We start from the raw sequence: 26,856 nt of genomic DNA, 5'->3' as shown, positions 1-26,856 counted from the left end.
CCCATCCCGAACCCGGAAGCTAAGACCCACAGCGCCGATGGTACTGCACCCGGGAGGGTGTGGGAGAGTAGGTCACCGCCGGAACACCATTAACGGTCGAGGACCCCCACCACCAGGTGGGGGTCCTCCCGCATTTAACGACCCATACGAAATACTCAAGCCGAAACCCCATGCGGGCCCGGTTGGGCGGCGCGGGTAGAGTTGTTGCCCATGGATAACCTCTTCAGCCATGCTCCCGTTGACCCTTCTGATGGCCCCGAGCCGGAGGTAGCCGACGGCCTGGAGCCGGTTGTCTACACGGTGGTGGTACCCGGCGCCGTCGCCCGGGCCTTTGTGGGATTCACCGAACATACGCACCTCTGGTGGCCGCTGGAGGACCACAGCGTCTATGGCGCCGGGTCCTACGTGGAGTTCGAGGAGAGCCTCATCATGGAGACCGCTGATGATGGCCGGACAGCCGTGTGGGGATCCATTGACGACTGGCAGCCGCCGTTGTCCTTCCATGCCAGCTGGCACCCTGGGACCACTGCCATATGGTCCACTGAGCTCCGGGTGGCCTTCAAGGCGGTCGGCGAGGGAACAGAGCTCCGCCTGGTTCACAGCGGTTGGGAAGGCGCCGAGGATCCCGCGGCCGCCCGGGCAGACTACGCGGCCGGCTGGCCCGGCGTCCTGGACCGTTTTGTTCGCTTCATGGGCGGCGCCAGCGCCTGAGCTTGCTTGGCCTGTGGGCCGGATCGAGGCGTTGCTTCCCAGTTGCTCGGAGGACCGGGGCGGAGAACCCGTGGGGCCTCCCCGGCCTTCCGGGCCGTTCTGGGCAGACGGCCAGGCAATGGAGCGAGGAACTGGGCAGGAACGCCGCCACGGAGAAAATAGCCGGAGACTAGCGGATCGGTCCTTGGTCAAGGGGCGGAACAGCGGTGCTGGACCGGATGACAAAGCGCGTAGGGTATTCGGTGTGCGGGGCCGCCGCGTCTCCGGCGCCGTCGAGCCTGGCCAACAAGCGCCGCACGGCCAGCGCGCCCTGGCCCCGCGCGTCTTGATCGAACGTGGTCAGCCCGAAGACCTCACCAAGTTCATGGCCGTCGATGCCGATGACGGAGAGGTCCTGCGGCACCCGCAGGCCGAAATCCCGGGCAGCGAGGATCGTCCCAATCGCCATCTCGTCGGAGGCGGCAAAGACGGCCGTGGGGCGCTCCGGTGAGGTGCCGAGCAGCGTACGGGCGTTGGCATAGGCGCCCTGGATCGTGAAATCGGCGGAGATCTGCCACTCCGGCCGGACCGTCAGCCCGGCGTCGCGCATGGCTTTCTTGAAGCCCGCCTGGCGTGTCCCGGGAAGGCGGAAATCCTGGTCGTAGGCGGCATCGCCGGTCATATGGGCGATTTTGCTGTGGCCGAGCTGGATCAGGTGGCGGGCTGCGGCCTCCGCGATGCCGGAATCATCGATGCGGATGGTCGACGCGCCAGGCAACGGGCCGCCGATCCCGACGATCGGACGGTGGATGGCCAGCAGCTGGTCGATCTCGGCCTCGGAGAGCTCCAAGGACACTGCGATCACAGCATCCACGCGTTTGCGCAGCAGGAAGTCGTTCAGCACACTGTGGCGGCGCTCCCGGCCCTCGCTGACGTTGTACAGCGTGAGGTCGTAGCCGGCGTCCAGCAGGGTGGCAGAGACACCTTCGACCACCGAGGAAAAAAACCACCGGTGGACCGAGGGGACAACAAGGCCGACATTGTGATTGCGCCCGGAGGCCAGGCTGGAAGCGTGGTAGGACAGGACGAAGCCAAGCTCAGCGGCGGCGGTCTGGGCGCGTTCCCGGCTTCGCGGGGAAACGTTGCCTTTGCCGCTCAAGGCGCGCGAAACGGTGGCGATGGAGAGGCCGGCCCGTTCCGCGACGTCCTTGATGCCGGGCATGCCTAGCCCTCCGTGTCCTCGATGTAGATTTCCAGCCAAACAGTTTCACCTGAGCTTAACGGATCGCCGGCGCTGTCCATGCCCCCAACGTCGTAGCCGGCCTCCGGTGACGTTGAGCTGCGCAGCAGCACCCGCCCGGCGGGCAGTTCCAAGGGCTCGGACCCCACATTCAGCAGGACCAGCGTGGAGCCGTTGAGGAAGGCAAGGCTCGTGTCCGTGCACAGGTCCTCGTACCAGGACAGTGAGCCGCGGCCCAGGTCCAGCCGGCGGCGGAGCTCCAGCATGCGCTTGTAGAGGCTTAGGTGCGACGACGGTGAAGCGGCCTGCACATCCCGCGCCAGCCGGGCGAAGCTTTCCGGCTGCGGCAGCCACGGGTCCTGCCCGTCGCCAAATCCTGCGTGGAGTTCTCCGGCCCGCCAGGGCAGCGGGACGCGGCAGCCGTCGCGGCCCAGCCGTGCGCCGCCGGTGCGGGCAAAAGTGGGGTCCTGGCGCCGGGTGTCCGGGATGTCGATCCCGTCCGGAAGGCCGAGTTCTTCGCCCTGGTATAGGTAAGCCCCGCCGGGCAGCCCGAGCATGAACAGGGACGCCGCTGCCGCGCGGGACCGTCCGCGGTCCTCGTCCGGCTGCGGATCCCAGGTGCCGATTCCGTCACCGTCGCGCGGCGCCTGCCCGTTGTATCCGAAGCGGGTGGCGTGGCGGACGACGTCGTGGTTGGAGAGCACCCACGTGCTGGGGGCGGCGACGGCGTCCAGCGACGTCAGTGACTCGGTGATGACGTGGCGCATGCGATGCACGTCCAGGCCCGCGTGGAGGTAGGGGAAGTTGAAGGCCTGGTGCATTTCGTCCGGGCGCACCCAGTCGGCGAGCCGGGGGAGCGGGTCCACGTTCGCTTCGGCGCAGAGGATCCGGTCGGCGCCGTACTCGGCGAGAATCCGCCGCCACTGGCGGTAGATGTCGTGGAGGGCGGGCTGGCCGAACATCGGAGCGTCGTGGCCGGGGAAGCCGTCAGAGCTGCTGCCGTCGGCGCGGCCGCCCCACTCCGGCAGGCCGGTGGCCTTCACGAGGGCGTGCGCCACGTCCACCCGGAAACCGGAGACGCCGCGGTCCAGCCAGAAGCGCAGGACCCGCTCGAATTCCACGTGGACGGCGAGGTTGTCCCAGTTGAAGTCCGGCTGGGAGGAGTCGAAGAGGTGCAGGTACCACTGGCCCGGGGCGCCGTCCGGTTCGGTGATACGGGTCCAGGCTGAACCGCCGAAGTGGGACTGCCAGTTGTTCGGCGGTTCTTCGCCGAAGGTTCCCTTGCCGTCGCGGAAGATGAACATGTCCCGCTCCGGGCTGCCGGCGGGAGCGGCCAGGGCGGCCTGGAAGGCCGCGTGCTGGTCCGAGCAGTGGTTGGGCACCAGGTCAACGATCATCCGCAGTCCCAACCGCGCGGCCTCGGCAATCATGGCGTCGAAGTCGTTCAGCGTGCCGAACAGGGGGTCGACGTCGCAGTAATCGCTCACGTCGTAGCCGGCGTCGCGCTGCGGAGACCGGTAGAACGGCGAAAGCCAGACGGCATCGATGTCCAGGTCGGCGAGCCGGGGAAGCTCGGCGGTGATTCCGGCGAGGTCGCCGATGCCGTCGCCGTTCAGGTCCCGGAACGAGCGAGGGTAGACCTGGTAGATGACGGCGGACCGCCACCATCCAGGGATGTGGTCTGCGGCGTGCACCGGGGTCAGCGGACCCGTCAGGGGGCCGGCCTGCGCGGCGGGGGAGCGGAGAACTGAATCAACGGACATGACGGTAATCGTAAGTCCCACACCCGAAAAATGAAAACGCTTCCAGTCACATTCGAATCGGGCAGTTTCGTCCCACGCTAGGACTGTCCCCGGCCCGGCGTCCGGCCAGCCAGCGGAGTCCCTCGCCCCGGGCCGGTGCGGTGACTTTTCAAAGTGGTACCTAGCGTGTACTTTGGAAGCGCTTGCAGTTGTGAGCCACATCACCGACGATGCCACGGGCTCTGGAATGGACTTCCAGGGCCTTACGCGTGGATGCAGGAATTTATGAAAGGGACACCAATGAAGGTGCAGAACACCCTCACGAACGGAACGAGCCGCCGCGTATTCACCGCGGGCGCTATTTCCGTAGTGGCCGCACTGGCCCTCAGCGCGTGCGGCGGCGCCGCAGCCACCGCACCCGTGACCGCGACGGCCAAGCCTGACCTGAAGGCCTCCGGCGCCAGCACGATCACCATGTGGGTCGATGCCGAGCGCGCGCCCGCGCTGAAGGACATCACGGCCAAGTTCCAGACCGATACCGGCATCGCGGTCAAGCTCGTCGTCAAGGACTTCGCCGCTGTCCGCGACGACTTCATCACCCAGGTCCCGACCGGCAAGGGCCCGGACCTGATCGTTGGCCCGCACGACTGGGTCGGCAAGTTCGTCCAGAACGGCGTGATCGCTCCGGTGGAGCTCGGGGACAAGAAGTCCGAGTTCCAGGACTCCTCCATCAAGGCCATGACCTACAACGGCTCCGTCTACGGCGTCCCGTATGCGATCGAGAACATCGCCCTGCTCCGCAACACGGACCTCGTTGCCCAGAGCGCCAAGACCCTGGACGAGGTCGTCGCCAACGGCAAGAAGGCCGTGGCCGACGGCAAGGCGAAGTTCCCGTTCCTCGTGGGCATGGACCCGAAGCAGGGCGATCCGTACCACCTCTACCCGCTGCAGGCTTCCATGGGCTCGCAGGTCTTCGGCAAGGCAGCCGACGGCGGCTACGACCCGAAGCAGCTCCTGATCGGCGACGCCTCCGGCGTCGAGTTCGCCAAGAAGCTGGCCGCCTGGGGCGACAAGGGCGAAAAGATCATCAACTCCAACATCACCGGTGACATCGCCAAGGAGAAGTTCCTGGCCGGCGAGTCCCCGTACTACCTGACCGGCCCGTGGAACGTGCCGGACGTGCAGAAGAAGGGCATCAAGTTCGCTGTCGACGAGCTGCCGACCACCGGCGACCAGCCGGCCCAGCCGTTCATCGGCGTCAACGGCTTCTTCATCAGCGCCAAGAGCGCCAACGCCCTGGCCACCAACGAGTTCGTCACCAACTACCTGACCTCCGGGGCCGCCCAGGACTCCATGTACAAGGCCGGCGGCCGCCCGCCGGCACTGAAGGCCTCCTTCGAGAAGGCAGCAAGCGACCCGGTTGTCGCCGCCTTCGGCAAGATCGGCGCCAACGGCGTCCCGATGCCGGCCATCCCGGAAATGAGTGCCGTCTGGGCCGACTGGGGAGCCACCGAGCTCGCCCTCATCAAGGGCCAGGGCGATCCCGCCGCTGACTGGGCCAAGATGGCCGCCAGCATCAAGAGCAAGATCAAGGGTTAGTCCCCGCGCCGGTTCCTGACGCTTCCCCAAGCGCCAGTAACCGGCGGCACCGGGCCGGGCGGCCGTGAGGCCGCCCGGCCCGTTCCTGCATCACCCCAGCTTCTCCCAAGGACTGTAGACAGCCATGCCAGATACCGAACTCCGCGAGGACATAGACCCCGCATTGTCGTCCGCCCCGGACGCCGCCCCCACAACCTCAGCCCGGCGGGCCGGCAGCGCCCACCCACGCCGGAGCGGCCCCGAGGGGGTGAAGGGAACCATCGCGAAGATCGTGCTGCTGGGCCTCGTGGACGCCCTCGCTGTCTACATCCTGATGATGCTTTTCCTGAGCCAGTCCTGGCTGGCGTTGGGAGTCTCCGCCGCCGTCGTGCTGGTGATCAACTGGATCTACCTGCGCAAGGGCGGCCTGCCCGCCAAGTACCTGGCCCCGGGCGTGCTCTTCCTGCTCGTATTCCAGGTCTTCGTGGTCATGTTTAGCGGTTACATCGCGTTCACCAACTACGGCGACGGCCACAACAGCACCAAGGGTGACGCGATCGCCGCCATCCAGCTCACCGCGCAGAAGCGGGTGCCCGAGTCGCCGGCCTACAAGGCCGCCGTGCTCACCAAGGACAACTCCTTCTACCTTCTCTTCACCGACCCGCAGGGCAAGGTCTCGCTCGGTAACACCGAGGCGCCGCTCGCGGAGGCCCCCGGCGCCGGCAAGGACTCGACCGGGAAGGCCAACGCCCTGGCCGGCTACCGAACCCTGAACTTCCAGGAGATCGTTGCCAACCAGCAGAGCATCCTGGACATCACCGTCCCGGTCTCCGCCAACCCGGCCGACGGCACCCTGCGCACCGCGGACGGCAGCAACGCCTACCAGTTCAAGCCGTCGCTGAAGTACGACGCCGCTGCCGACACCTTCACGGACACCGCCTCCGGTGCCGTCTACCGCGACAACGGCAAGGGCGCCTTCGCGGCAGGCAACGGCGAGACGCTCTCCACCGGCTGGAAGATCGACGTCGGGATGGAAAACTTCGCCCGCGCCTTCACCGACCCCAGCCTGCGCGGCCCGCTGCTCGGCGTTATCCTCTGGACCTTCACCTTCGCCCTGGCTTCCGTCGCTCTGACCTTTGCGCTGGGGCTGTTCCTGGCCATCACCTTCAACCGCGAGGACCTCAGGGGCAAGAAGGTCTACCGGATCCTGATGATCCTGCCGTACGCCTTCCCCGCCTTCCTCACCGGCCTGGTCTGGTCCGGCATCCTCAACCCGGAATTCGGGTGGCTCAACCAGAACTTGTTCGGCGGGGCATCCATCGGCTGGCTCACCGACCCGTTCCTGGCCAAGATCAGCGTGCTGGTGGTCAACCTCTGGCTGGGGTTCCCCTACATGTTCCTGGTCTGCACCGGCGCGCTGCAGTCGCTGCCCAGCGAGCTGGACGAGGCCGCCCGGATGGACGGTGCCGGCCCGTGGCGGGTGTTCCGCTCCATCAAGCTCCCGCTGCTGCTGGTCTCGATCGCGCCGTTGCTGATCTCCTCCTTCGCCTTCAACTTCAACAACTTCAACGTGATCTTCATGCTCACCGGCGGCGGACCCCGCTTCGAGGACACCAACCGGGACATCGGAGCCACCGACATCCTGATCACACTGGTGTACAAGGTGGCATTCGGGCAGGGCACTGGCCGTGACTACGGCCTCGCCAGCGCACTGGCGATCATCATCTTCATCATCGTGGCCACTGTCTCGGCCATCAGTTTCAAGCAGACCAAGGCACTCGAGGACGTGAACGCATGAACGGGTCAGCATCGCGCACCGCCGCTCCGGCAGAGGAAACCCGGCAGGGTGGAGGGACCGGCCCCGGCAACATCACCACCGGCCCCGGCACCATCACCACCGGCGCGACCGACGTCGAATACCTCAAGTCGCTGCAGCGCCGGCGCCCGTTCGGCGTCTGGTTCAAGGACAAAGGATGGCGCCACCTGGTGGGGTGCATCGTGACGGTCTTCGCGGTCTTCCCGCTGCTCTACGTGCTGTCCGCAGCGCTCAACTCCACCGGCACCCTGGTGGGTTCCAACGCGCTGTTCAGCAGGATCGACTTTGGCAACTTCACCGCCCTGTTCGACATGCCCTCGCGGCCCTTTGCCCGCTGGTTCGGCAACACCATGGTGGTGGGCGGCGTGACCTCCGCGGCCACCGTGTTCCTGGGCGCCATGGCGGCGTACGCCTTCTCCCGGATGCGCTTCACCGGGCGCCGGATCGGCCTGCTGAGCCTGCTGCTGCTCCAGATGTTCCCGCAGCTGCTGGCCGTCGTCGCCATCTTCCTGCTCCTGAGCGGCATCTCCGAGGTCATCCCGGCCCTCGGCCTGGGCAGCCAGCTGGGCCTGATCATGGTGTACCTGGGCGGCGCACTGGGCGTGAACACCTACCTCATGTACGGCTTCTTCAACACCGTGCCGCAGTCCCTGGACGAGGCGGCGAAGATCGACGGCGCCAGCCACGCGCAGATCTTCTTCGGCATCATCATGCGGCTCGTCACGCCGATCCTGGCGGTGGTGGGCCTCCTGACGTTCATCGGTATCTCCGGCGAGTTCGTGATCGCCTCCGTGGTGCTCACGGACCCGGACAGCCAGACCCTCGCCGTCGGGCTGTACTCCTTCGTGGCGCAGCAGCGCTCGGAGAACTGGGGCGTCTTCGCCGCCGGCGCCGTGCTCAGCGCCATCCCGGTGATGGCCCTGTTCCTGTTCCTGCAGCGCTACATCGTCAGCGGCCTCACCGCGGGCTCGGTGAAGGGCTAGGCATGGCGCTGCCAGGCAGCGCCGGCCCGCTGCCGCACCACGACGGCTCGGCACTCCACGCGCCCCGGCACGTGGAACCGGGGGCGGAAGTCCGGCTGCGGCTCCGCGTGCCGGCCGTCTGGGGGCGGCCCGCCCGGGTGTGGCTCCGGTCCATCCACGACGGCGAACCCCGCTACGATCCGGCCAGGAACCTTGGGGAAGCCGACGGGTGGGCCTGGTGGGAGGCTGCGATGGTGGTGACCAACCCGGTGGCCCGCTACCGGTTCCTGATCGAGGTCGGCCCGCGGTATTGGACCCTGAACGCGCAGGGCCTATTCAGCCGGGACGTCTCCGACTACGCCGACTTCCGCCTCACCACGTTCCGGCCCGCCCCCGAATGGCTGCGCAGGGGAACGATGTACCAGATCTTCCCGGACCGCTTCGCCCGCTCCACGCCGTCGCAGCCGGCGCCGGAAAAGACTTCCCCGGACGAGGCGTTCCCGGACTGGGCCGTGCCGTGCGGGTGGGACACCACCGAGGTCGAGGGCTTCGGTCCGCAGACCCCGTACCAGTATTACGGCGGAGACCTCCGGGGCATCACCGAGCGGCTGGACCACATCCAGGCGCTCGGGGCCGACGTCATCTACCTGACGCCGTTCTTCCCGGCCCGCTCCAACCACCGCTACGACGCCGCCACCTTTTCCATGGTGGACCCGCTGCTGGGCGGGGACGAGGCCTTGGTGGAACTCGTCCAGGCCGCCCACGCCCGCGGCCTGCGGGTGATGGGCGACCTCACGGCCAATCATTCCGGCGACGCCCACGAATGGTTCCAGCGCGCCCTGGCCGACCCGGCCTCCGAGGAAGCCGGGTACTACTACTTCAATGCCGACCACACGGCGTACGAGTCCTGGTACGGCGTCAGGTCGCTGCCCAAGCTCAACTGGGCCTCCCCGGGCCTGCGCGAGAAATTCGTCCTGGACGACGATTCCCCGGTGGCGCTCTGGCTCCGGCCGCCGTTCAACCTGGACGGCTGGCGGATCGACGTCGGCAACATGACCGGCAGGCTCGGCGGCACCGATCTGAACTACGACGTCGCCCGGCTGATCGCGGACCGCGTCCGTTCGATCAACCCCGAGGCGGCTCTGCTCGCCGAGGCCACGAATGACGCGGCACCCGACTTCAGCGGCGAGCACTGGCACGGTGCCATGACCTACTCCAACTTCACCCGCCCGCTGTGGTCCTGGCTCGCAGGGGACGCGGGACACGTCAATTTCTTTGGAACCCCGCTGCCCGGCCCCAACCGGACCGCCGCGGAGGACTTCCTGGCCACGCACCTGGACCTCGCTTCCGCGTTCAGCTGGGATGTCCGTCAGCAGAACATGAACGCCCTGAACAGCCACGACACCGCGCGGGCGGCCACCGTGATGATCGACGGCGGCCAGCGGCTCGGCGCGCTGCTGATGTTCACCCTGCCGGGCGTTCCCGTGGTGTTCGCCGGCGACGAGTTCGGACTCAAAGGCGACAACGGGGAGTCCTCCCGGACGCCCATGCCCTGGGACGACCCCAACCGCATCCTCACCGACCTGACGGCGGACTACGCAGCCCTCACCGCGCTGCGCCGGGACCAGCCCGCACTGACGGGCGGCGGCGTGCGCTGGCTGTACGCACGCGGGGACGTCCTGGCGTTCGTGCGTGAAACAGGGAAGAGCGCCGTGCTCGTGGTGGTGGCCCGGGCCGGGGCGGAGGCGGAACTGGCTCCCGGAACACTCTCAGGGGGCCAGTTCGCGGCCCTGGCCGGGCGGCCTGCCTACGCGGCGGGCGAGGTCATGGTGGAACTGCGGCGGGAGCCGCGCGGGGAACCGGGCGGGGCGCCGGAGCCATCGCCGGACGCGTCTGCCGGGAAGATCAGGGCGGATGAGGCCGCCCGATCCGCCCTGATCCGCACCCGGGGTCCGGCCGCTGCCGCATGGGTGCTGCCCGGGACCCGGCTGCCGCTCCCGCAGTCTTAGACTGGGAACCGGATTCGACCGAACTGGAGACCGCATGCGCAGCATCATCGACGAGCTGACCACCGCCCTGGGCGCGGCGAAAATTGCCGTGGACGCGACCACCCTGGCCGCCTATGCCGTGGACCAGGCTCCCGTCCTGGATTATCAGCTCCCGCAGGCGGTGGTCCGCGCCGAATCGGTGGCCGACGTGCAGGCTACTGTGCGTGCCTGCGCCGACCTTGGCGTCGCGCTTGTGGCGCGCGGGGCCGGTACGGGGGTCTCCGGGGGCGCCCACGCGAGCGCGGGCTGCGTGGTGCTCACGCTCGAGGGGATGAACCGCATCCTGGACCTCAACCCGGATGACGAGACCGCCGTCGTGGAACCCGGCGTCATTAACGCCGACCTGAATGCGGCCGCCGCCGTGCACGGGCTCATGTATGCCCCGGATCCTGCAAGTTTCAAGATGTCCACCATCGGCGGCAACGTGGCCACCAACGCCGGCGGGCTGCGCTGCGCGAAGTACGGGGTGACCCGCGACTCTGTCCTGGCGCTCGACGTCGTCCTCGCGGACGGCTCCCTCATCCATACCGGCCACCAGACCTTCAAGGGCGTCGCCGGCTATGACCTCACCGGGCTGTTCGTCGGCTCGGAGGGGACCCTGGGGATCGTGGTCGGTGTCACCGTACGGCTGAAGTACCTGCCGCGCGACGTTCACACCATCGCCGCCTTCTACCCGGACTTCCGCAGCGCCGCGGCCGGGGTCCTCGCCGTGGGCAGGGCCCGCGTACAGCCGGCCATCATGGAACTGCTCGACGGCGGCTCGCTCGCCCAACTCGACGAGATCCACGGCTCGGACCTGGCCGCACGCGGGGCATCCCTGCTGCTGATCCAGACCGACGGCTTCGGCGCGGCGGCGGAAGCCGCGGCCATCCGCCCGGTCCTGGTGGCGGGAGGAGCGGTGGTGACCATGGAGGCCAACGCGGAGGCAGAGGAGCTTGTCGAACTGCGCCGCAACAGCCGAGGGACCGAGGTGGACGACGAATACCGGGTGGGCGAGGACGTGGCCGTGCCGCGTTCGCGGCTGGTGGATTACGTCGCCGAACTTGAGTCCATGGCGGCGGAGCACCGGGTGCAGCTCAAAGTCGTGGCACACGCCGGTGACGGCAACCTGCACCCCACCTTCTGGGTCGACCGGGTGGACAATGCCGTGGACCCCGATGCCATGGGCCGCCTGGGCGCCGCCCTGGACCGGTCGATCGCCGTGGCCCTGGCCATGGGCGGCACGATCACCGGCGAACACGGGATCGGGCAGTACAAGCTGCGCTGGCTTGGCCTGGAGCAGAAGGAACCCGTGCGTGAGCTGCAGCGCCGGATCAAGGAACTCTTCGATCCGGCCGGAATCCTGAACCCCGGCAAGGCGATTTAGCTCAAGGCGATTTAGCCCGGGCGTGCCACAACATGCCCGGCGCGCGGCTTAGTCGTCGGAGTCGGGGTATTCGTCCTCTGAGTCGTCGGCGCCGTAGCGTGATTCCTCGGTCTCCACCTCAAGGATCTTGAGCAACCCCGTGTCCGGGTTGAGCATGATCGCTGCCTCGTCCCGGCGGTGGCGGAGTTCGTTGTCGATGTAGGACTGGACGGCCTCCGCCAGGGGGATGTGCCGGTTCTCCTTCTCGGACATGTACCAGCGGTGCTCCAGGACCTCGTGCACCGCCTCGGCCGGCTCGAGCTTGCCGGAGAGGTCGCGGGGGATGGCCCGGACGATCGGTTCGAAGATCTGGCTGACCCACAGGTGCGCGCTGTATTCCTCGTCCATGCCCGGGTTGTTGTCCGCCCGGAACGAGTCCATGTCGTTCAGGAGCCGGCGGGCCTGGTTTTCCTGGGCGTCCAGGCCGGTCAGGCGCAGCAGCCGGCGCTGGTGATGCCCGGCGTCGACGACCTTCGGCTGGAGCTGGATGGTCGAGCCGTTCTGCGTGGTCTTGATCGCGTATTCCTCGACGTCGAACCCCAGCTCGTTGAGCCGCCGGATCCGGGCGGCCACGCGCCAGCGTTCCCCGATCTCAAACGATTCCTTTGCCGTCAGCTCGGTCCACAACCGCCGGTAGCTGTCCATGATCAGCTCGCTGGTGGCCACGGGGTCCACCTTCTCCTCGATCAGGCCGCCGTCGAGGAGGTCCATGAGTTCCCCGGCGATGTTGACGCGGGCGATTTCGAGGTCGTACTCGCGCTGGCCGGTGGACAAATCCGGGTACAGTTCGCCGGTCTCGGCATCGACCAGGTAGGCGGCGAACGCGCCGGCGTCGCGGCGGAACAAGGTGTTGGAGAGCGAGACGTCGCCCCAGTAGAAGCCGATCAGGTGCAGCCGGACCAGCAGCAGGGCCTGGGCGTCGATGAGGCGGGTCAGGGTGTCCTTGCGCAGCATCTGGGAGAAGAGCGCACGGTAGGGCATGGAGAACTTCAGGTGCCGGGTGACCAGCACGGGGTTCAGGGGCCGGCCCTCCGGGGTGGTGCGTCCGGTGATGACGGCCACCGGCTCCACGCCGGGAACGTCCAGCCGGGCGAGCTTGCGCAGCATGTGGTATTCGTGGCGGGCCACGTGTTCCGAGGTTTCCTTGATGGCGATCACCGAGCCGCCGAGGTGGGCGAAGCGCACGATGTGCCGGGAGATGCCGCGGGGGAGGGCTGCCAGATATTCGGCCGGCCAGTCCTCGAGGGCAATGTGCCAGGGCAGGTCCAGCAGCTCGGGCTCGGTGGCGGCGGCCGTGATGCTCAGCGAGCTGGACACCATCGCGGCCTTGTCGTCATTGGCGCTGGCGGCCTCGAACCGGGGCAGTTTCCCGATCTGACCGTAGTCGGTGGGCTCGTCGTGCCACTGGGCACTGTTTTCCTCGGTCATGGGGTTTCCTCGGTCATGAATCAATTCTTCCGTATTTGGCGGGCCGCACCTAAAGCAGGGCTGTTAACGCCCGACGGCGGCCCTCCACTGGGGAGGGCCGCCGTCTGCTGAGCCGGTGGGTGGGCCCACGCCGGCAGGGTTCCCTGACCGACGCGAAGCGAGGCTAGGGAGCCGGTGGGGACTAGTCGCCGAGGCGCAGGCCGGTCTTGGTGTCGAACAGGTGTACGTGGCCCGACTGGGGGCGGACCCAGATGGACTCACCCTTCATCGGGGGGCGGCGGCCGTCGACGCGGGCCACGATGTCGTGGCTCTGGCCGTCGAGCGTGGTGTGGCCGTAGACGTAAGCGTCGGCGCCGAGTTCTTCGACGACGTCGACCTCGACCTGGAGACCTTCACCCTGGGCAACAGTCTCAAGGTCTTCCGGGCGGGAACCGAGGGTCACGGTCTGGCCGTGGGCTTCCTCGAGGACGTCGCGCGGTACCGGGTAAACGGTTCCGCCGAACTGCACGCCGCCGTCGACAACGGGGAGTTCGAGCAGGTTCATGGCGGGGGAGCCGATGAAGCCGGCCACGAAGACGTTCTTGGGCTTGTCGTACAGGTTGCGCGGGGTGTCGACCTGCATCAGCAGGCCGTCCTTCAGCACGGCGACGCGGTCACCCATGGTCATGGCCTCGACCTGGTCGTGGGTCACGTAGACCGTGGTGACGCCGAGGCGGCGGGTCAGGGACGCGATCTGGGTGCGGGTCTGCACGCGCAGCTTGGCATCAAGGTTGGACAGCGGCTCATCCATGAGGAAGACCTGCGGGTTACGCACAATGGCGCGGCCCATGGCAACGCGCTGACGCTGGCCGCCGGAGAGGGCCTTCGGCTTGCGGTCCAGGTACGGTTCGAGGTCGAGCAGCTTGGCGGCCTCACGGACGCGCTCGGCGCGCTCTTCCTTGCTGACGCCGGCGATCTTCAGAGCGAAGCCCATGTTGTCCGCCACGGTCATGTGCGGGTACAGGGCATAGTTCTGGAACACCATGGCGATGTCGCGATCCTTCGGCGGGACGTCCGTGACGTCGCGGTCGCCGATGAGGATGCGGCCGGAGTTGACGTCCTCGAGACCCGCAAGCATGCGCAGGGAGGTCGACTTTCCGCAGCCGGAGGGTCCAACGAGGACCAGGAATTCGCCATCGGCGATATCAATGTTGAGCTTGTCAACAGCGGGCTTCTCGGTGCCCGGGTACAGACGTGTTGCGTTATCAAAAGTAACTGTAGCCACAGTTATCAATCCCTTCACCGGCAGGTACGTGCCGGACGATCCGTAGTGAATGGTCGTTTTATGCAGTTGTTAATTCAATTGTGGGATTTCATACGCATACTCCTCGGCCGAAGCCGAGGAGTATCCAGTGACGCCGCACGGTAGTTGTGCGCCACATCACAAACAGAGTATGTCAGATATATGCCAAATGGGTTAAAAAGTTACGGATGTCACACGTGGGGTCAGTCACATGGCGCCAGAAGTGGGTATGTATGCTGTGCGCATGACGGCACTGCAGATCTATGTCAGTTTCCCCGGCACGGCGCGTGAAGCACTTGGCTTCTACGCCGACGTCTTCGGCGGAGAGCTTGCCTTGTTCACCTACGAGGAGTTCAACCGCAGCGATGGCCCGCCGGATGCCATTGCCCACGGACAGCTGAACGGCGCAGTCGCTTTGGCGGGGTCGGATGCGGCCGCGGGGGAGAAAAGCGTCCGGTTCGAAGGCCTCATGCTCTCGCTGCTGGGGACCGCCGAACCGGCAGTTCTCCACGAGTGGTTCGACAAGCTCGCCGTTGACGGCCGGGTGATCGACCCCCTTGCCCCGAAGCCCTGGGGCGCAACAGATGGCCAGGTCCTCGACCGTCACGGACTGCACTGGTTGATCGGCTACGAACCTGAGTCGTGACCGACGCCCGGTTGACCGCTCCGTAGGCCCGGGTTAGCTCCCGGAGCCGAGGGCCTTCTTCCGCTCCCGCAGGAGGGCCTCCAGCAGTTCGCAGATGTGCACCGGCGCCTCCACCCGGAACTCGGCCTGGGTGAAATCGAGCCCCACCTTTACCCCGAGATCGCCCGGGACGAGGCTGGCCAGGGCGTCCTCGTCGGTGGTGTCGTCTCCGGCGAAAGCCACAGCCGTGGCTCCGGCAGCCTGCCGCAGGAAGGCAATGCCCTCGCCCTTGGAGGCGTTCACGACGGAGGTCTCCAGGACGCGGTTGCCCGACTTGAGGAAGACGCCGCTGCGGTCCTGCAGGACCGCCCGCGCCGCAGCGACGGCGTCCTCGGCGACGTCGTCCGCCGCGAGCCTCGTGTGCAGGACGACGCCGGCCGGCTTGTCTTCCAAAAGGGTCCCCGGGGCCCGTTCCACGATTCCCTCAAGCTCCCGGCGGACCTCGGCCAGGAGTTCGCGTTGGGCGTCGTCGAGCATGAGCTCCGAGGAGCCGGGCCCCATCCAGACCTCTGCGCCGTGGCTGCCGATCAGCAGCGTCTCCTCCGGCGGGGAGGCGACGGCCCGCAGGCTGTCCAGCGCCCGGCCGGAGATGAGCGCCGTCGTCGTCCGGGGAAGTTCCGCCAGCGCCGCGAAGGCGGCGGCGGAGCGCGGGAGCGCACGGGCGTCGGCCGCATGGTCCACGAGCGGTGACATGGTGCCGTCGAAGTCCATCGCCACGAGCAGGTGCCCGGTGCCGGCGACGCGGCGCACGGCTGCCAGCAGCTCAGGGGAGAGTGAGAGTGGGGCCGGGTTTGGAGTGTTGGTCTCTGAGTCGTGGGTTCCGGCGGCGTCAGGAGTCATCGCGTACAACCTTTTCGGCGAGGGCTTTCAGGAAGTCGGAGGACCAGAGGTCGACGTCGTGGTCCAGAATCTGCTTGCGCATGGCCCGCATGCGGCGTGATGCCTCGGCCGGCTGCATGTTGACGGCCCTCATGATCGTGTCCTTGAGGCCGTCAATGTCGTGCGGGTTCATCAGCAGGGCCTGCTTGAGCTGGTCGGCGGCGCCGGCGAACTCACTCAGTACCAGCGCTCCGTCGTTGTTTGTCCGGGCCGTGACGTATTCCTTGGCGACGAGGTTCATGCCGTCGCGCAGGGCGGTGACCAGCATGACGTCCGCGGCCAGGTACAGGGACACCATCTCTTCGATGGGGTAGCTGTGGTGCAGGTAGCGGACGGCCGTGCTCTCCATGGTGTCGAAGGTGCCGTTGATGTGGCCCACTGTGCCCTCGACCTCCTCGCGAAGCAGGCGGTACTGCTCCACACGCTCACGGCTGGGGCTGGCCACCTGGATCAGGGTCGCGTCCTCGACGGTGACCTTGGCGTCCTGCAGCAGTTCCTCGTACGCCTTGAGCCGGTGCCGGATGCCCTTGGTGTAGTCGAGCCGGTCGACGCCGAGCAGGATGGTCTTGGGGTTGCCGAGGTCCCGGCGGATCTGCTGCGCCCGCTCGATTACCTCCGGCTTCTTCGCCAGCTCGCTGATCTGCTTGACGTCAATGGAGATCGGGAACGCCTGGGCCCTCGCGATGTGGGTGGTCTCGCCGTCGGCGCCCCTGACATGGACCTGCTGCTGCTTGACGCTCGCGCCAAGGAAGCGCCGTGCGGAGCGCATGAAGTTTCCGGCATCGCTGCTGCGCTGGAAGCCCACCAGGTCCGCGCCCAGCAGGCCGTCGATGATCGCACGGCGCCACGGGAGCTGGGCAAAGATCTCCGGCGGCGGGAAGGGGATGTGGTTGAAGAACCCGATCTTCAGATCCGGCCGGGCCTCCCGGAGCAGCTTGGGAACCAGTTGGAGCTGGTAGTCCTGCACCCAGACGGTGGCACCCTCGGCCGCATGGCGGATGACGGCGTCGGCGAACCTCCGGTTGACCTTCCGGTACGAATCCCACCACGTGCGGTGGAACTCCGGCGGGGCGATCACGTCGTGGTAAAGCGGCCACAACGTGGCGTTCGAAAAGCCCTCGTAGAAAAGCTCGATGTCCTCGGTGCTCAGCTGGACGGGGATCAGGTCGATGCCGCCGTGGCTGAAAGGCTTGACCGTCTCATCGGGGGCCCCGTGCCAGCCCACCCACGCGCCGTCGGTCTTGGTCATCATCGGGGCCAGGGCTGTCACGAGTCCGCCGGGGGAGCGGCGCCAGCCATCCTCGCAGCCGGCCTCGTCGGCAGAACAGCGGTCGACGGGCAGCCGGTTGGACACCACCATGAAGTCGAACTGATCCCCTGCCGCGGCACCCGTGGCGGCGCCGTCTGTGGCGGTCTGCGCCGCGTCAGTGGTGCTCTGTGTGCCGTGGCCGGCGCTGTCCGTTGCTTCCATTGGTGCCCCCTGGGGTCCGCTCGTGGCTCTCCATCAACCCTAGCCGCCCGGAATCTTCCGGGCTATTCGTCCGTTGGGCAGGCGGAAGGGAAACTTGAAAGCGCAAGTTCTCGGGTTTCTCCCCTAAAATGATGACGTTGCCACTGAGTGGACCGTCCCTGGCCGAACGACCCGAGGAACCAATGAGCCCCGCAAACGAACCCCGACTGTCTAAGGCAGAGCGCACTGCCGCGGCGCGCGAGAAAGCCCGCGAGATCCGCGATGCGCAGCTGAAGAAGGAGAAGCGCAACAAGCTGCTGATCGGCTGGGGCATCGTTGCCGCCGTCGTCGCCATCATCGTGATCGTCGCGCTGGTTGTCACCTCCAACATCAAGAACAACGCCCCGGTTGCAGACGAGGGACCCACGCCGGCCAATGGCAACATCCACGGCGGTGTCACCCTGCTGGCGAACACCGAGGTGGCGAAGACCGATCCCGCAACCGTGAAGCTGTCCGACCTCCCGTCCGCTCCGGCCACGCCGCCGTCTCCGGTCACGGCCCCGGGCGCCGAGGCTGAGGCCGGCAAGCCGGTCAAGGTGGTCCTCTACATCGACTTCATCTGCCCCGTCTGCAAGAACTTCGAGGCGCAGTACAACGAGACGCTCACCAAGCTGCGCAACGAGGGCAAAATCACCGTGGAGTACCGCCCGCTCGGATTCCTTGACAGCCGGTCCACCACGAACTACTCCTCGCGCGCGGCCAACGCCGCAGCCTGCGTGGTCAACGAATCCCCGGAGAAGTACTCGGACTTCGTCGACCTGCTGTTCGCCAAGCAGCCGGCCGAAGGCAGCGCCGGACTCTCCGACAACGAGCTGAAGACGCTGGCCACCGACGCCGGGGCCAAGAGCATCGAGACGTGCGTGGATGGCAAGACCTACCGTCCGTGGGTGAAGCACACCACCCAGGAGGCCACGGTAATCGGCATCACCGGCACGCCCACCGTGTTCGTTGAAGGCAAGCAGTGGGGCGTCGGCGACAGCGCCCAGACCCCGTTCGACCAGTACCTGCAGGCCGCGGTCGACGCCAAGAAGTAACCGCACAAGGGCACATGCCGTTGAAGGCGCGCAGTTGAAGGCCACAAGTTGATGGCCCGGCCCCGGATCGTTCCGGGGCCGGGCCATTGCTTTTAGTCTTCGCTGCGGCCTTCGCTGCGGCCTTCGCTGGGCGGGAGGGGCGTTGAGCGTTTTTCTCTGGGTTTTTCTCACCGGGCGTCGGTGGGCTAATCTTGTCTAGCGTCCTGGCATCCGCGCCATTTTGTGGCCCGGAGTTGTGTCGGGAAGCAGGAATGCCTCCTTAGCTCAGTTGGCCAGAGCACCGCTCTTGTAAAGCGGGGGTCGTCGGTTCGAATCCGACAGGGGGCCCCACGAACCCCTCCGTTCCGGCGAATTTGGCCGGGACGGAGGGGTTTTCTTATGTCCTAAAACAGGCGACTAGCCGGGCGACGCATTTCCAGTCAACGTTTCCAGCCCTGTGGCGGAGGGTTCCGTCGACGAAGCGGCGAAGGTACCGGGTAACTCGTCAAAACAATTGAAGCTGTAGAGATGGATGCCGTCGACGACAGGCTGGGCGGTCAGCTCGTTGATGAGAGTCCCGGGCGAGTAGCGTTCGCCGCTCAGGAGGCGGCGGGCGAGCGGTCGTTTCCGGCTAAGGAACCGGAGGGACGTTCCGACGCCGATCTTCGTTGCCAGTGCAATCAGCCTGGTTCTTGGGACGGCCCCGGCAACCCCGGCCCGGACTGGAAGCATGACTCCCTCGCGACGCAGCATCGCCGTGTAGCTATGGATACTGTCTGCCGAGAAGCACATCTGCGTGACGACGTTGGAGGCAAGTTCCTGCTTGGCCAACAATGATTCGAGCAGCTGCAGCGGGCCGATGCCGGGATGACCCTCCGGATACCCGGCGACCCCAACGGCCATCTGGCCGCCGCTGATTTCGGCGATCTCGCGCGGCAGCTCGCCGCCATCGGCGAAGGGACCCGCGGGCTGCGGGGCGTCACCGCCAACCGCGAACACTTCTGAGATGCCGTACCCAGCACATTCCCGGATGATGCCGGCCAGCTGGGTGCGATCCGCCAGGCTGCGGGCCGCGATGTGCGGGACCACGGTGTAGCCGAGCAGACTGAGCTGGGCGGCCGTGCGCATGGTCCGCCCGGTTCCGTGGTGAGGCAGACACGTGATGGTGAGCGTCGTGGTCAGCGGTACTGCCGTCGTGGAGTGCTGACCTCGGCCGACGGCAGGCGCCGCGGATTGTCGTGGAGGTCCATGGCTTCATGGATCTGCAGGGCAAACCACAGTTGCGCCAGAGTGGAGGTTTCGGTCATATCGAGGCCCGTCAGCTCGCTGATCTTTCGGATGCGATAGATGATGGTCTGCCGATGCGCGAACAGGGCGGCTGCCGTTTTCTGCCAGGACCGTTGCGTGTCGAGGAACGTCTTGAGCGTGACGATGAGGTCCCCGTTTTCCCGCTGTTCGTACTCAAAAATGGGTCCGAGGAGCCGCTGGACCAGGGCGTGGCCTTCCTCAAAGCTGGTGAGCCCGAGCCACGAGGGTCCCTCGGCATAGCGGACCAACCGCTCGCCGGTGCTTGACGCCGTCCCAAGTGCCCACATCGATTCCTGAAGAGCTCTCTGCACACCAGCGGCCGCGGACGGCCGGCTGATCCCGATCCTGACGTCCAGGGGGACCGTGTGTCGCAGCAGATCATCGGTGCAGTCTGCTGCGACAGCCAAATGGATTGTGTCGAATCTGCGCTGGCACGCCGTCGGGTAGCCGTGTCGCCAGAGATCAACGTGGATCCCTGCCAGGCGCTCACCGTCGTCGCTGGACATAGAGATGATGAGGAATTCCCGTGACGAAATCCCGAACTCAGGCAGTCGGCTTTCAATGTCGGCTATGCCCAGGCGCCCGTCAAAGGCCTGCAAAAGGAACTCCGCACCCAGCCGGCGCTGGTTCTCGAGAGACAGCACCGTCCGCGACAGCTCGAGTCCCAGGACTGTGGCCGCATGGAGCAGCACTACCGCGTCCGGGAGCGGTTCGGATTTCGGCAGCACCACCAGAAGCGCGTTGGCGTGAGTCGGGATATCCATCATCAGAAGGTGGCCTTCCCCCAACCGATGCCACTGGAACTTCTTGCTGGCCACCGGTGACTTGCTGGTCAGCGGTTCAAGTTGCTGCTTGAGGCCCGGTGGCAGCGGCTGGCCTCCGGGATGCCAGGCGTGCAGGCACCGTCGATCAATGACGAAGAGGCTGGCATCGAGTTCGGCTTCGATACCCAGGATCAGTCCCAGCCAGTTGTCCTCAGATGGCCCCGCCAGCCGCAGCAGGTCATAAATACGGGCCGTCTGGCGCAGCCTGCGGGACTCTTCGAGCAACGAAGACTCAGCGACCGAACGTGCGATGGCGATGAACGGTAGCGGATAGGGGATGCTGATGACCGGCAACGGCAAGCGGTCACAGGCTTCGAGGAACTCGGGACAGAGTTCAGGGGCATGCATCTGCTCGCCGATCGCCAGTGCACTGGCACCTGCGTTGACCAGTGCCTCGGCAAGCTCAACCTGCCCCTCGGGATCGGCCGGAATGGAGAGCCCGTTAGTCATCATGAGCTCCCCGCCGGTGACCCATTCCCACAGGCGCGGCAGGTCGGAGGTGTGGGCCCAGGTGACCCGGTTGCCCAGACCGGCGGAACCCGCCAGAAGGCTCAGTCCCAGCTGGGGTTCGGCAAGCAGTTCGGCCACGGTGATCGCCATGCGCGGTTCCTGTTCATGAGTCCGGAGGCCGTCCCCAAGCCGCTTATACATATGTATAAGCCTCTCGGCTCTTTGTAGTCAATCGGCGGATGTACCGCGTGACGCCGATCACTAATAGTTAAGGGATAGACCTCGACCGGCGCAGGAAGAAATTGCCAGGCCGACTGAAACCACAGCAACCGGAGGACCCCAGTCATGACCACGCACAAGCCAATCGGCCCCGTCGACGCAACAAAAGTTCCCCGCTATGCGGGCCTGGGCACCTTTGCCCGGCTTCCTCAGATTGACCGGGTTCCGGACTACGACATTGCGATCGTCGGTGTCCCGTTCGACGGCGGTACCTCCTACCGCCCCGGCGCCCGCTTCGGTCCGGCCGCTGTCCGTGAAGCGTCGCGGCTCCTGCGCCCCGGCTACCACCCTGAGCTCGACGTTGAGCCGGTGTACGAAGCCCAGGTTGTGGACGCCGGCGACATCGCCTGTACCCCCTACGACATCGCCCGCGCAGTCCGCGAGATCGAGGAACAGGCCCTCCCGCTCCTTGGCGACGCCGGCTCCGGCAAGAGGCTCATCTCCATCGGCGGCGACCACACGATCGCGCTCCCGATGCTGCGGGCCTTGAACAAGGTCCACGGCCCCGTCGCCCTGCTCCACTTCGACGCACACCTGGATACCTGGGACACCTATTTCGACCAGCCGGTCACGCACGGAACCATCTTCCGCCGGGCCTTCGAGGAAGGCCTTCTGGTCGAGGACAAGTCGATGCACGTCGGCATCCGCGGCCCGGTTTATGACCGCAACGATTTCCTTCGCGACCACGAGTTCGGCTTTCAGATCATCCGCTGCTCGGACCTGGACGTCATCGGGGTTCCGGCCGCGATCCAGCGCGTCAAGGACCGGCTGGGCGACACCCCGGTCTATGTCTCCATCGACATCGACGTCCTGGACCCGGCCTACGCCCCGGGCACCGGCACTCCGGAAATGGGCGGGCTCCACTCCCGCGAACTGCTGGCGCTGCTCCGCGGATTGAACGGCATCAACATCGTGGGCGCCGACGTCGTCGAGGTCGCTCCGGCCTACGACCATGCAGACATCACCACAGTCGCCGCGGCGACGCTGGTCTTCGACCTCCTCGCCCTGATGGTGAACCGCAGCAAGGCCACCGCCAACGTCACTGTGGAGCTGCAAGCGGCCACCGTCTGACCACAACTGCTGGGCTCTCGCGCCTGATTTATACATATGTATGAACAGGTCTACGGCAACTATTCAATCGCCGGATTACCACTGTGACAAAAGTCACGAATGATTGATACATCAGATCCCGTGCTCGACGAAGCGCCGGGACAGAACAAAGAGGTTCCCATGAACTCCCGGAACGCATCATGAACGCTCGACCCACTCACGCCGTCACAGCCGAAGTACCCCGGCTCGAGGACAAGACCATTCAACCCATCCCGGCCCACGAACGCCATGGCAAGGCCCGGGACCTCTTCACCATCTGGTTCGGTTCCAACATCATGATCATGACCATCGTGACCGGGGGACTCGCGACGACGGTGTTCGGGCTCAGCTTTGTGCCGGCAATCGTCGGAATCATCATTGGGAACGTTGTCGGTGGCATCTTCATGGCACTGCATTCGGCCCAGGGCCCGCAGCTGGGCGTGGCGCAGATGATTCAGACCCGCGGCCAGTTCGGTTCGTACGGGGCACTGCTGATCGTGGTCATCGTGGTGGTCATGTACATCGGGTTCTTTGCGGCGAACCTCGTCTTTGGCGGCCAAGCGCTGGCCGCGGTCACCCCGGGCATCAGCGTCGATGCAGGCATCATTGTCATTGGCGTCGTGAGCGTCGTGGCCACCATCTTCGGCTACCGGCTCATCCACGCCTATGCACGCATCTTGAGCATCGTGGCCGGTCTGGCGCTGGTGCTGGCCTTCGTCTGGATCCTGGCCGTCCACGGATTGCCGGCCAGCTTCCTGGACCAGGGAAACTTCAACTGGGTCGGCTTCATGGCCACTATCTCCGTCTCCGCCCTCTGGCAGCTCGCCTACGCTCCCTACGTCTCGGACTACTCCCGCTACATGCCTCAGGGCACCGGCTCGGCCCCGGCGTTCTGGGCGTCCTATTCAGGCTGCGTCTTGGGAACACTCTTCCCGATGGTCCTGGGTGCCCTGGTGGGAACGCTCGCACTGGCGCTGATCAACGATGGCAGCAGCGTCGAAATAGTAGGGAGCCTGGGAGCCCTGCTCGGGCCATGGACCATGGTGATCATCGGAATCTTCTGCCTTGGCGTTGCGGCGTCGAACGCCATGAACCTCTACTGCGGGGTCCTGTGCACCCTCACCATTGGGCAGACGTTCAGGCCGGCCTGGTTGCCCCACGCCAAGACCCGGACCATTGCGTCAATCCTCCTCTTCACCCTAGCCCTGATGATCGCGCTGTTCGCCCGTGACAATTTCATCTTCTTCTACACGAACTTCCTCTCCTTCCTGATGTACGTCCTGGTTCCCTGGACGGCCATCAACCTGGTCGATTACTACCTCCTGCGGCACGGCGACTACCGGGTTGAAGACTTCTTCAAGCGCGACGGCGGAGTGTACGGAAGGTTCAACTGGGTGGCGATCGGAGCCTATGTTGCCGGCGCACTGATCCAGGTTCCGTTCTCGGCGACAGCGATGTTCACGGGCCCCGCTGCCGCAGCGATGAACGGCGTGGACCTCTCCTGGATTGTCGGCCTGGTGGTTGTTGCACCCCTGTACTACTTCGCGGCACGCATGTTCCGGAAAACGCCGGAAGCCGCCCCCTTTCAGTCGCCCGCATTCGCAGGTGACCTGATTGAGGCGCCGCGGGCGTAACGCCCGCTCCGGCACACCGCGCACCCCGGGCACAGACCGCCCGCCCCCACACCAAACTCCCGGCGCCGCGATCGGCGCAGAAAACAAAGGCGAAATATCATGACACTCACTGACACCGAGCAGTTCACAGTCCGACGTTCCTCCGAGGAGCAAAGCTGCGCCAGCTTCCTGCCTCCGGCGGGGCACTTCATCGGCGGAACGTTTGTTTCCGGTTCCGCGACCCGGCTGATCGACGTCGTCGACCCCACCACGGAACAGGTCATCGCATCGGTTCCTGCCGGCACGGCCGCGGATGTGGACGCTGCGGTTGAAGCAGCCGTGGCGGCCCAGAAGTCCTGGGGCACCACGACACCGAAGGAACGCTCCGAGGTGCTCTCCCTGATCGCCAACATCATTGAAGCCAACCGTGAAGCCTTCGAAATCATCGAGTCCGCCAACACCGGCAAACCGCGAACCGTCGCGGAGGACGATGTCTCCAGCACCATCGACACCTTCCGGTTCATGGCCGGGGCTTCCCGCACACTGACCTCCATGGCAGGCGGCGACTACGCCACCGGACACACCTCGGTCATCCTCAGGGAACCCGTCGGCGTCGTCGGCGTCATCACCCCTTGGAACTACCCGCTGCTGATGGCTGCCTGGAAGATCGCGCCCATCCTCGCCGCCGGAAACAGCATCGTCCTCAAACCCTCGGAACAGACGCCGCTCTCGACGCTGAAGCTGGCAGAACTTGTCGCCGGACGCATCCCCGACGGCATCCTCAACGTCGTGACGGGAAAGGGCCGAACCGTTGGGCAGCGACTCTCCGAACACCCTGATGTCGCCCTCGTTGCGTTGACGGGAAGCGTCGTCAGCGGACAGGCAGTGGCGGAGACCGCGGCCAGGTCCGTCAAGCGCGTCCATCTGGAACTCGGCGGCAAGGCCCCGGTTGTTGTCTTCCCCGACGCCGACCTCCGCGCGGCAGCCGCCGGCGTGCGAAACGCCGGCTTCTGGAATGCCGGCCAGGACTGCGGCGCCGCCTGCCGTGTGCTCGTGCACGAGTCCGTGGCCGAGGAGTTCACCGAACACCTGGTACGCGAAGTCAGCACGCTCGTCGTCGGCGCTCCGGGCGCAGGGGAAGACGTGGAAATCGGTCCCATGATTTCGCGCCCGCACTTCGAACGCGTGAAGGAAGCGCTTGCCGAGGCAAAAGCTGCGGGCCTTCAGGTGGCCATCGGCGGCTCGGCGTTGGAAGGCCCCGGCTACTTCATTGAACCCACCGTAATCAGCAACGTCCCGGCCGGGGCGCATATTGCTACCCACGAAATCTTTGGCCCAGTGGTCACCGTCGAGTCCTTCAGCTCCACTGAAGAGGCCATCACCCGGGCCAACGAGAGTCCCTACGGGCTTTCCGCCTCGGTATGGACCCGGGATTCGAGCCTCTCGCTCCGCATTCCGAAGCAGCTCGATTTCGGCACCGTCTGGGTCAATTCACACCTGGTGTTGGCCTGCGAGGTTCCGTGGGGCGGATTCAAGGGATCCGGCTACGGCCGCGACCTCTCGCTGTATGCCTTGGACGATTACTCCCGGACCAAGCACGTCATGATCAACCACGGCGCATGAGCGTTTAGACCAGCATCGGAGCCCAGCAATGACCACCACGAATCATCCCCACTCCGCGTCGTCGGCGCGCGCCGCAACCCCGTCCGCTCCGTTCGGGACAGACGTAACCTGGACCAACTGGGGCGGCAACCAGAGCGCCACGCCGGCCTTCACCGTCCGGCCGCGGAACGAACAGGAGGCGCTCGACGCCGTCCGGTTCGCCATCCGCGAAGGCCTCCCCGTACGTGCAGTCGGCTCAGGGCATTCGTCCTCACCGCTTGTCCAGACGGGCGGAGTCCTGATGGACATGTCCGCACTCTCGGCCATCACCGGAACCGACCTCATGGGGCGCCGTGCGAGGGCCCTGGCCGGCACCACCATCAACGCCTTTGGCGATCCGCTGTGGGAGCAGGGGCTGGCACTGGGCAACCAGGGCGACATCGACAAGCAGCAGATCGCCGGGGCACTCGCGACCAGCACCCACGGCTCCGGAAAGAACCTGGGCAGCTTCTCATCGGCACTGCGCTGGGTCCGGCTGATCAACGGTTACGGCGAAATCGTCGAAATCGGCGAAGGGCAACTCCGCGAACTCAGGGCCGCCCAGGTCGCCTTGGGGACGCTCGGAATCTTCCTGGAGGTCGAACTGGCGGTCGAGGACCGCTATTACCTGCAGGAGGAGATTACCTATCCCACGTGGGCGGAGACCGCGGCAACCTGGCAGGCCGACATCGACGGGAACCGGCACTACTCGTTCCTCTGGTGCCCGGACAACGATTCCTGTGAGCTCCTGGACCTGCCCGGTTCGCCGGGCCAGAGCATGGCAAACCGCAGCTACACCAAGCGGTACAACGTCGCCCAGGTCCAGGACGAGCGTGAAATTTCCCGCACGGAAGGTGCCCGGCTGGACCGGTCGTACCGCATCTACCCGGGCGGATTCACCACACCGTTCCATGAACTGGAGTACTTCGTTCCCAGCGAACACGGCCTGGCGGCCGTCCAGGCTGTCCAGGAGCTGATCCGCACCAAGCATTCCGACCAGAAGTACCCCGTTGAGGTCCGCTGGGTGAAAGCCGACGAAGGCTACATGTCCCAGTTCCAAGGACGCGACACCACCGTTATCACCCTGACCACCGAACCCGGGACCGACTACTGGCCCTTCTTCCGGGATGCGGATGCGGTGCTGCAGGAATTCGAGCCCCGCGCGCACTGGGGAAAGATCCATTTCATGACGAGGAGCCGATTGGAGCGTCTCTACCCGGAGCTTGACACCTTCATCCAGATACGCCGGGAGTTCGACCCCCGCGGCATGTTCCTTAACGACCACACTCGTGCGCTCGTTGGCTAAATCAGCCATCAAGGTTAAACCGGCAAATCCGGCGTATGCCCCCGAATCGTGACCGGGGGCATGCTGCC

General features: G+C 66.1%; 20 protein-coding genes, 1 tRNA gene and 1 rRNA gene. 14 read left to right on the top strand and 8 right to left on the bottom strand.

Annotated elements, in window-relative coordinates:
* Positions 1–84, top strand: a 5S ribosomal RNA gene (rrf, locus tag AC1DGD_RS16890); the annotation flags it as partial.
* 126 nt (positions 85–210) lie between these two features.
* Complete coding sequence (locus AC1DGD_RS16885; RefSeq protein WP_476857580.1) at positions 211–711, top strand: SRPBCC domain-containing protein; 501 nt, start codon at positions 211–213, stop codon at positions 709–711.
* Between the two features lie 169 nt (positions 712–880).
* On the opposite strand, the gene AC1DGD_RS16880 is transcribed toward AC1DGD_RS16885, so the two are convergent.
* A complete protein-coding gene (locus tag AC1DGD_RS16880; protein WP_476851831.1) occupies positions 881–1,912 on the bottom strand; it encodes a LacI family DNA-binding transcriptional regulator in 1,032 nt (343 codons plus the stop codon).
* Positions 1,913–1,914: 2 nt separating this feature from the next.
* Positions 1,915–3,693, bottom strand: coding sequence for a glycoside hydrolase family 13 protein (locus AC1DGD_RS16875; RefSeq protein WP_476857579.1), 1,779 nt, complete (start codon positions 3,691–3,693; stop codon positions 1,915–1,917).
* A 279-nt stretch (positions 3,694–3,972) separates the two neighbouring features.
* Between AC1DGD_RS16875 and AC1DGD_RS16870 the strand changes: the two genes are divergently transcribed.
* From AC1DGD_RS16870 to AC1DGD_RS16850, 5 genes are all read left to right on the top strand, one after another.
* The gene (locus tag AC1DGD_RS16870) at positions 3,973–5,271 is read left to right on the top strand and encodes a sugar ABC transporter substrate-binding protein (RefSeq protein ID WP_476857578.1); all 1,299 of its coding nucleotides are present in this window, start codon (positions 3,973–3,975) and stop codon (positions 5,269–5,271) included.
* Between the two features lie 124 nt (positions 5,272–5,395).
* Entirely contained in the window at positions 5,396–7,048 is a 1,653-nt protein-coding gene (locus tag AC1DGD_RS16865; RefSeq protein ID WP_476857577.1) for an ABC transporter permease subunit, read from the top strand.
* Complete coding sequence (locus tag AC1DGD_RS16860; protein WP_476857576.1) at positions 7,045–8,049, top strand: sugar ABC transporter permease; 1,005 nt, start codon at positions 7,045–7,047, stop codon at positions 8,047–8,049. The genes AC1DGD_RS16865 and AC1DGD_RS16860 overlap by 4 nt, the downstream gene beginning before the upstream one ends.
* Before the next feature lie 2 nt (positions 8,050–8,051).
* Positions 8,052–10,037, top strand: a complete 1,986-nt coding sequence (locus AC1DGD_RS16855) for a glycoside hydrolase family 13 protein (RefSeq protein WP_476857575.1) — start codon at positions 8,052–8,054, stop codon at positions 10,035–10,037.
* Positions 10,038–10,071: 34 nt separating this feature from the next.
* Complete coding sequence (locus AC1DGD_RS16850) at positions 10,072–11,442, top strand: FAD-binding oxidoreductase (protein WP_476857574.1); 1,371 nt, start codon at positions 10,072–10,074, stop codon at positions 11,440–11,442.
* Between the two features lie 48 nt (positions 11,443–11,490).
* Here AC1DGD_RS16850 and AC1DGD_RS16845 read toward each other — a convergent pair whose 3' ends face one another.
* Together AC1DGD_RS16845 and AC1DGD_RS16840 are read right to left on the bottom strand one after the other, a co-directional pair.
* Positions 11,491–12,909: a DUF4032 domain-containing protein gene (locus tag AC1DGD_RS16845; protein ID WP_476857573.1), complete on the bottom strand. Its 1,419-nt coding sequence runs from the start codon at positions 12,907–12,909 to the stop codon at positions 11,491–11,493.
* A 181-nt stretch (positions 12,910–13,090) separates the two neighbouring features.
* Entirely contained in the window at positions 13,091–14,173 is a 1,083-nt protein-coding gene (locus AC1DGD_RS16840) for an ABC transporter ATP-binding protein (RefSeq protein WP_018775851.1), read from the bottom strand.
* Between the two features lie 262 nt (positions 14,174–14,435).
* Here AC1DGD_RS16840 and AC1DGD_RS16835 point away from each other — a divergent pair, with 262 nt between their 5' ends.
* The gene (locus AC1DGD_RS16835) at positions 14,436–14,837 is read left to right on the top strand and encodes a VOC family protein (protein WP_223914353.1); all 402 of its coding nucleotides are present in this window, start codon (positions 14,436–14,438) and stop codon (positions 14,835–14,837) included.
* A gap of 33 nt (positions 14,838–14,870) precedes the next feature.
* Here AC1DGD_RS16835 and otsB read toward each other — a convergent pair whose 3' ends face one another.
* Both otsB and AC1DGD_RS16825 read right to left on the bottom strand, forming a co-directional pair.
* Positions 14,871–15,716 carry a trehalose-phosphatase gene (gene otsB / locus AC1DGD_RS16830; RefSeq protein ID WP_476857572.1) on the bottom strand — a complete coding sequence of 282 codons (846 nt, stop codon included), beginning with the start codon at positions 15,714–15,716 and terminating at the stop codon, positions 14,871–14,873.
* Complete coding sequence (locus tag AC1DGD_RS16825; RefSeq protein WP_476851841.1) at positions 15,706–17,115, bottom strand: alpha,alpha-trehalose-phosphate synthase (UDP-forming); 1,410 nt, start codon at positions 17,113–17,115, stop codon at positions 15,706–15,708. The genes otsB and AC1DGD_RS16825 overlap by 11 nt, the downstream gene beginning before the upstream one ends.
* Positions 17,116–17,408: 293 nt before the next feature.
* Here AC1DGD_RS16825 and AC1DGD_RS16820 point away from each other — a divergent pair, with 293 nt between their 5' ends.
* On the top strand, positions 17,409–18,299 hold the full coding sequence (locus tag AC1DGD_RS16820; RefSeq protein WP_476851840.1) for a DsbA family protein: 891 nt from the start codon (positions 17,409–17,411) through the stop codon (positions 18,297–18,299).
* A 253-nt stretch (positions 18,300–18,552) separates the two neighbouring features.
* Positions 18,553–18,629: transfer RNA gene (locus AC1DGD_RS16815), tRNA-Thr, on the top strand.
* A gap of 66 nt (positions 18,630–18,695) precedes the next feature.
* On the opposite strand, the gene AC1DGD_RS16810 is transcribed toward AC1DGD_RS16815, so the two are convergent.
* A complete protein-coding gene (locus AC1DGD_RS16810; protein WP_476857571.1) occupies positions 18,696–19,406 on the bottom strand; it encodes a methylenetetrahydrofolate reductase in 711 nt (236 codons plus the stop codon).
* A gap of 50 nt (positions 19,407–19,456) precedes the next feature.
* The gene (locus AC1DGD_RS16805; RefSeq protein WP_476857570.1) at positions 19,457–21,010 is read right to left on the bottom strand and encodes a PucR family transcriptional regulator; all 1,554 of its coding nucleotides are present in this window, start codon (positions 21,008–21,010) and stop codon (positions 19,457–19,459) included.
* 195 nt (positions 21,011–21,205) lie between these two features.
* Here AC1DGD_RS16805 and speB point away from each other — a divergent pair, with 195 nt between their 5' ends.
* The 4 genes from speB to AC1DGD_RS16785 all read left to right on the top strand — a co-directional run bounded on the left by speB (position 21,206) and on the right by AC1DGD_RS16785 (position 26,788).
* Positions 21,206–22,210: an agmatinase gene (gene speB / locus AC1DGD_RS16800; protein ID WP_476857569.1), complete on the top strand. Its 1,005-nt coding sequence runs from the start codon at positions 21,206–21,208 to the stop codon at positions 22,208–22,210.
* Positions 22,211–22,389: 179 nt separating this feature from the next.
* Entirely contained in the window at positions 22,390–23,862 is a 1,473-nt protein-coding gene (locus AC1DGD_RS16795) for a purine-cytosine permease family protein (protein WP_230007952.1), read from the top strand.
* 99 nt (positions 23,863–23,961) lie between these two features.
* The gene (locus tag AC1DGD_RS16790; RefSeq protein WP_476857568.1) at positions 23,962–25,464 is read left to right on the top strand and encodes an aminobutyraldehyde dehydrogenase; all 1,503 of its coding nucleotides are present in this window, start codon (positions 23,962–23,964) and stop codon (positions 25,462–25,464) included.
* 28 nt (positions 25,465–25,492) lie between these two features.
* Positions 25,493–26,788, top strand: a complete 1,296-nt coding sequence (locus AC1DGD_RS16785) for a D-arabinono-1,4-lactone oxidase (protein ID WP_223914341.1) — start codon at positions 25,493–25,495, stop codon at positions 26,786–26,788.
* Positions 26,789–26,856: the final 68 nt, after the last annotated feature.

The organism is Arthrobacter sp. 05T45 (assembly GCF_056395875.1).
Note: the sequence above shows the minus strand (reverse complement) of the source record. Positions and strands in the feature narration are given on the sequence as shown.